Source organism: Synechococcus sp. R3-13 (genome assembly GCF_047462195.1).
GTDB lineage: Bacteria > Cyanobacteriota > Cyanobacteriia > Thermostichales > Thermostichaceae > Thermostichus.
Genome location: NZ_JANSIO010000076.1, coordinates 1 through 5,394 on the forward strand (window position 1 = coordinate 1; position 5,394 = coordinate 5,394).

The window sequence follows — 5,394 nt, forward strand, 5'->3', positions numbered from 1 at the left end:
GGCATCATCTACATCGACGAAATCGACAAAATTGCCCGCAAAAGCGAGAACCCCTCCATTACCCGCGATGTCTCCGGCGAGGGGGTGCAGCAGGCTTTGTTGAAGATGCTGGAAGGGACAATAGCCAACGTGCCTCCCCAGGGAGGGCGCAAGCACCCCTATCAAGACTGCATTCAAATCGACACTTCCAACATCCTCTTCATTTGCGGGGGGGCTTTTGTTGGCCTGGAAAAAGTAATCGAGCAGCGCATTGGCAAGAAATCGATGGGCTTTATCAAGCCAGGGGAGCAATTGTCGGTTAGCCGCGAGCAACGTATGGCCAATGCCCTCAAGGCTTTGGAGCCTGAAGACTTGATCAAGTACGGCATGATTCCCGAATTCACGGGGCGGCTCCCGGTAGTGGCGACTTTGGATCCGCTGGATGAGAAGGCGCTGGAGGCGATCCTGACGCAGCCCAAAAACGCCATTCTCAAGCAGGCGCAAAAGCTGCTGCGCATGGACGGGGTGGAACTGGAGTTTGAACCTGCCGCCATTGCTGCCATTGCCAAAGAGGCTTATCGCCGCAAGACCGGGGCTCGCGCCCTGCGGGCCATTGTGGAAGAGCTAATGCTGGATGTGATGTACGAGGCACCCTCCCGCCGCGACCTAAAGCACATCCGCATCACCGCAGAGATGGTGGAGCGCCGTTCCACCCGCGAGCTGATTCCTCACCCCTCTACGCTGCCCAAGCCTGAGTCGGCCTAGAGTCGCGGCCCTTCCGATCCCTGCTGGATGAACTTATGATCTGTTCTTGAAAGAGGGGGCAGGAGATCCTATGGCAGGGACTGCGTTCCGCTGGCGCGAACGACAGCGGGTGGATCGTGAATATGCGGTAATTGGGCTGGGGCGCTTTGGTTCTAGCTTGGCTCTTACCTTGATGGAGCGAGGGCACAATGTCTTGGGGATCGACCGCAGCCGTGAGATCGTGCAGCGCCTGGCGGATCAGCTGACGCAGGTGGTGGCACTCGATTCCAGCGATGAAGATGCGCTGCGAGCGGTGGATATCCTCTCCTTCGACACGGTGGTGGTGGCCATTGGCAGCGATTTTGAGAGCAATTTGCTGACGACGGTGGCCCTGAAAAGTCTGGGGGTGCGCAATGTGGTCTGTAAGGCGTCGACCGAGCGGCAACGCTCTATTCTCCTGCGAGTGGGGGCAGATCGGGTGGTGTTGCCGGAGCAAGAGGCAGGGCGCCGTTTGGCTCAGGTGTTGACAGCACCGGGGATCCTAGATCAGCTAGAGCTGGAGCCGGGCTACAGCATTACGGAATTACAGGTGCCGGAGGCGTTGGTGGGCCATACGCTGGCGGAGTCGGATCTGCGTCGCCGCTTCGGCATCACGGTGCTGGTGGTGAAGCGAAAGCAATCGCTGGTGGTCTCTCCCCCCGCAGACTACCTGCTGGAAAAGGGGGATTTGCTGGTGGTTCTGGGGGCCAATACCAATATCTCGCGGCTGAATGAAATGTAGGGAGGGCTCCGATGAGAGAGGGCTCCGTCCCGCTTCCGCCAGAGGAGGGCTCTGAGCGCTTGGTTCCACCGGTACCATCCCGCGCCCGCCACCTGCCGACACCGGGCTCGGCATTGTCTCAGTCCTCTAGGGCCTTTGGGAATCGTCTGCAGTGGTTTTTCGGGGGGGACAGGCGTCGCCCTCTGCCACCGCCATTGCGCCTGGTTGTAGGGTTGGGGCTCTTGGCAGTGGTGGGAACTTTGGTGCTCATGTTGCCGGGGATCGGGCGCGGGGATCCCTTGAGCTGGAATGAGGCGCTGTTTACGGCCATGTCGGCCCTGAGCGTGACGGGGCTCTCGACGATTGTGGCGGCGGAGGATCTCACCCTGTTGGGCCAGATTGTGCTGCTGATCCTGATTCAGATTGGCGGGGTGGGCTTCATGGTGTTGGCGGTGGTGGTGTTTCAATTGATCGGGCGGCGCATTTCCCTGCTCAATCGCTTGGCGCTGTGCAATTCGCTGGGTCTCATCGATCCGGGGGCGATCTTGGAATTGACTCGGCGGGTGCTGCTGGGGGTCACCCTCATTGAGTTGGGGGGGGCTTTGCTGCTCTGGGTGCACTGGCGGGATCTCTATGGGCCGGAGCGGGCAGTTTTTCTGGCTATTTTTCACGCGGTGTCGGCCTTTTGTAATGCAGGATTCGACCTGTTTGGCCGGGAAGGGATCCCTACAGACGGTCTGTCGCTGGCGATTTTGGCCGGTCTGATTTTTATCGGCGGTTTGGGCATCCCAGTTTTGTCGGATTTGTTAACCTGGCCACGGGGCCACCGCCCCTCTCTGCACACCCGGATTACCCTGGGCGTGGTGGTGGTTTTGCTCTGCACGGGCGGCATTGGCTTGTTTTTGGGAGAGAGCTTGCCCGGCGGATCCCTGCTGGAGGTAAGCTGGCCCCACCGCTTGGGCCTGACGTTTTTTCAGTCGGTTTCTGCCCGAACGGCTGGGTTTGCCGCGATCCCCATTGAGGATTTGACCCCGGCAAGCCAGTTGCTGCTGATGGCTCTCATGTTTATTGGGGCAGCCCCAGCTTCTATGGGGGGCGGCATGACCACCGGCACCTTGGCGGTGTTGGTGTTGGCCTTGTGGGGCTATGCCCGCGGTTTGCCCAGCGCTCAAATTGCCGGGCGCAGCTTGGATCCCTCCATGGTGCGCAAGGCGGCAGCGGTGTTAACGGTTTCTCTGTTTGTGGTATTGTTGGCGGCTTGGTTGATTTTGCTGACCCACAGTAACAGTAGGTTGGATCCGGTGTTGTTTGAGGTGATCTCCGCCTTTGCCACCTGCGGCCTCTCGACGGGCTTCACTGGGGAGTTAAACTGGTTTGGCCAACTGATTATCGTGTTGGTGATGTTCTGGGGCCGGCTGGGGGCATTGACGATTGTCTTGGCCTTGGCTCAACAACAGCCCCGCCCGTTGGTAACCTACCCTGAAGAGTCGATCCTAATCGGTTAGTCCAGAACTGAGGAGAGAGCAGCCTCCGTTAGACTGAGTAAGGGATCCCTTCGTCCCTCTCGTTACCGGGAGCCATCCGTGTCCAAGTTCCTTTTAATTGGTTCTACTGAGCCCTTCAGCGGTAAGTCGGCTGCCATCTTGGGTTTGGCCAAGCATCTGCAGCAGCAAGGGATAAAAGTCACCTATGGGAAGCCCATCGGTTCTTGCGAGCGGGAAGATTGCTCGCTGGAAGGGGGCGATCCGGATATGCGCTTTGTGGCGGAGTCTCTGCGGCTGACGATGGATCAAATGCCGCCGATGCTGCTCCGGCTCAACGAAGAGGCTTTGCTGGCTCAAATGAAGCGAGCTCCCGGGGATCCAGCTCCAGAGTGCCCGGTTGCCCCTCTGTTGGAGTTTGTCCAGCGCTCCCCTGCCGATTTGGTGCTGCTGGAAGGCCCAGCCGATCTTTACGAGGGGGAATTGTTTGGCCTGTCGCTGGCCAAGATGGCCCAAGCCCTGGATGCTCCGGTACTGCTGATCAGTCGCTACCATTCCTCCTTGGCTGTTGATTCTCTTCTCTTTGTCCATCGTCAACTGGGATCCCGCTTGGCAGGCGTGCTGCTGAACGATGTGCCACCTGACCAAATGCAACCGGCAAAAACGATCATTCGGCCTTTTTTGGAGGGACACGGGATCCCGGTGCTGGGGATTTTGCCCTCCCATCGCATTTTGCGCAGCATCAGCGTTGGGGAGTTGGTGCGGCAACTGGATGCCGAGGTGCTCTGCTGTCCGGATCGGATGGACCTGATGGTCGAAGACATTGCGGTAGGGGCGATGAACGTCAACTCGGCCTTGAAGTACTTCCGTAAGCTGGATCACAAGGCGGTGATCACCGGCGGAGACCGCACCGATATTCAACTGGCCGCCCTAGAAACTTCCACCCTCTGCCTGATCTTGACCGGCAAGCTCCCTCTGGATCCCCGCATTCGGTCTCGAGCAGAAGAGCTGGAAGTGCCGATCCTCTCGGTGGATCTGGACACCTTCACCACCATCAACCGCATCGAACGGGTTTTTGGGCAGATTCGCCTGCACGAGGAGGTGAAAGTCCGCTGCATCCAAGAGCTAATGTCAGCGAATTTTGACTTTTCCCGTCTCTATGCTCATTTGGGCTTGACACAACCCCTAGTGTCGGCGGTAGGTGCATAAGAAAAGTTATTACTGGCTTCTCTATATTTGGTGTCTAAATAGATATTTCTTCGAGATTGAGCACTATATCTGATCAAGACGAAATAAGCTCAGTTTTGACGCGCTGGTCTCTAGTGTCTGATGCTTTCCAGTATCTGCAATGATTTCTGCAAAAAAACGCAGGGATCTCTCGCCGGTTTGGCCTACTCACCGAATTCGAGAGATATCATGCGAGTATTCATCACCTCAACACACCACTCCTCCCCCAGATTTTCTGGGGGTTTTTGTTCGCGCCGTTTTGGCAGAATTTCCCTGTCTCTCTAACCTTACGTCACGTGAGCTGGTGTTGACGAGGTTTATACTACTGATAGTGTAAAGTAAAACTTTCCCGGAACTAGATACACTAAATAGTGGTGCCGGCACGCCCTTGTGCGGTAAGATGCAGTGTCTGTTGTCGAGCCGGGATCCCAAATGTTGCCGTTAGCGCCGGATGAGCACCATGGCCAAGGTTTCACGGATGCACAGCCGCAAAGGAGCGGGCCCCAGCCGTCTGGTTGCCTGCCCCCACAGTGGCATCTTCACCGACGGGGGATGTTCTCCCAATCCGGGGCCAGGGGGATGGGCTGTGGTGGTGGTTCAAGATGATCAAATTGTGGAAGAGTTTTGGGGAGGGGATCCCGATAGCACCAACAACCGCATGGAGTTGACCGGCCTCATCCGGGCCTTGCAATATTGCCGCCACACCCAGGGCAACGGCGTCGATACCATCTACAGCGACTCCCACCTTTGCGTACAGACCTACAACGACTGGATGGATCGCTGGGCAGCGCAGGGGTGGCGGCGGCGCACCGGGCCGGTGGAAAACTTGGATCTGGTTCAGGAACTGTATCAACTAAAGCAGCAGTGCCCTCAGGTGCAGGTGGTTTGGATCCAGGCTCACGAAGGGTTGCGCTGGAACGAGTACGTGGATGAGTTGGTCGCTCGCGCCCGGCCAAAGTAACAATTTCTACATATTCCGATGTATGAGGCTGCGATCACAGACAGGCTCTGAGTCCATCGCCTATCCTCAAGAGGACGGCTCGTCGCAGGTGTGATATGAAGACCCAACTTCAGTGCCGGTTTCGTCCTCTCTCCCTTACGTTGATGGCGGTGGGGGGCTCTTGGCTCCTGGGATCCTGCCAGCTCAGAGGGCCACAGGTACAGTTGCCCGGCGATGTTCTGCCGGAAACCGCGCTGGTTCCC

Annotated in this window: 5 protein-coding genes; all 5 read left to right on the top strand. The window is 57.8% G+C overall.

Annotated features, from left to right (window positions below):
* Nucleotides 1-744: ATP-dependent protease ATP-binding subunit ClpX (clpX, locus tag NW856_RS02550; protein WP_414398935.1), on the top strand; the 744-nt coding region annotated here is incomplete at its 5' end.
* Between the two features lie 70 nt (nt 745-814).
* Nucleotides 815-1,504 carry a potassium channel family protein gene (locus NW856_RS02555; RefSeq protein ID WP_414329043.1) on the top strand — a complete coding sequence of 230 codons (690 nt, stop codon included), beginning with the start codon at nt 815-817 and terminating at the stop codon, nt 1,502-1,504.
* Between the two features lie 59 nt (nt 1,505-1,563).
* Nucleotides 1,564-2,988 carry a TrkH family potassium uptake protein gene (locus tag NW856_RS02560; RefSeq protein ID WP_414343694.1) on the top strand — a complete coding sequence of 475 codons (1,425 nt, stop codon included), beginning with the start codon at nt 1,564-1,566 and terminating at the stop codon, nt 2,986-2,988.
* 78 nt (nt 2,989-3,066) lie between these two features.
* Nucleotides 3,067-4,173, top strand: coding sequence for a phosphotransacetylase family protein (locus NW856_RS02565; protein WP_414398937.1), 1,107 nt, complete (start codon nt 3,067-3,069; stop codon nt 4,171-4,173).
* Between the two features lie 478 nt (nt 4,174-4,651).
* Nucleotides 4,652-5,152 carry a ribonuclease H family protein gene (locus NW856_RS02570; RefSeq protein ID WP_414398939.1) on the top strand — a complete coding sequence of 167 codons (501 nt, stop codon included), beginning with the start codon at nt 4,652-4,654 and terminating at the stop codon, nt 5,150-5,152.
* Nucleotides 5,153-5,394: the final 242 nt, after the last annotated feature.

What these genes read in the sequence shown, in the direction of transcription:
- NW856_RS02555 (WP_414329043.1), top strand. Translation starts at nt 815, where the DNA reads ATGGCAGGGACTGCGTTCCGCTGGCGCGAACGACAGCGGGTGGATCGT.
- NW856_RS02570 (WP_414398939.1), top strand. Translation starts at nt 4,652, where the DNA reads ATGGCCAAGGTTTCACGGATGCACAGCCGCAAAGGAGCGGGCCCCAGC.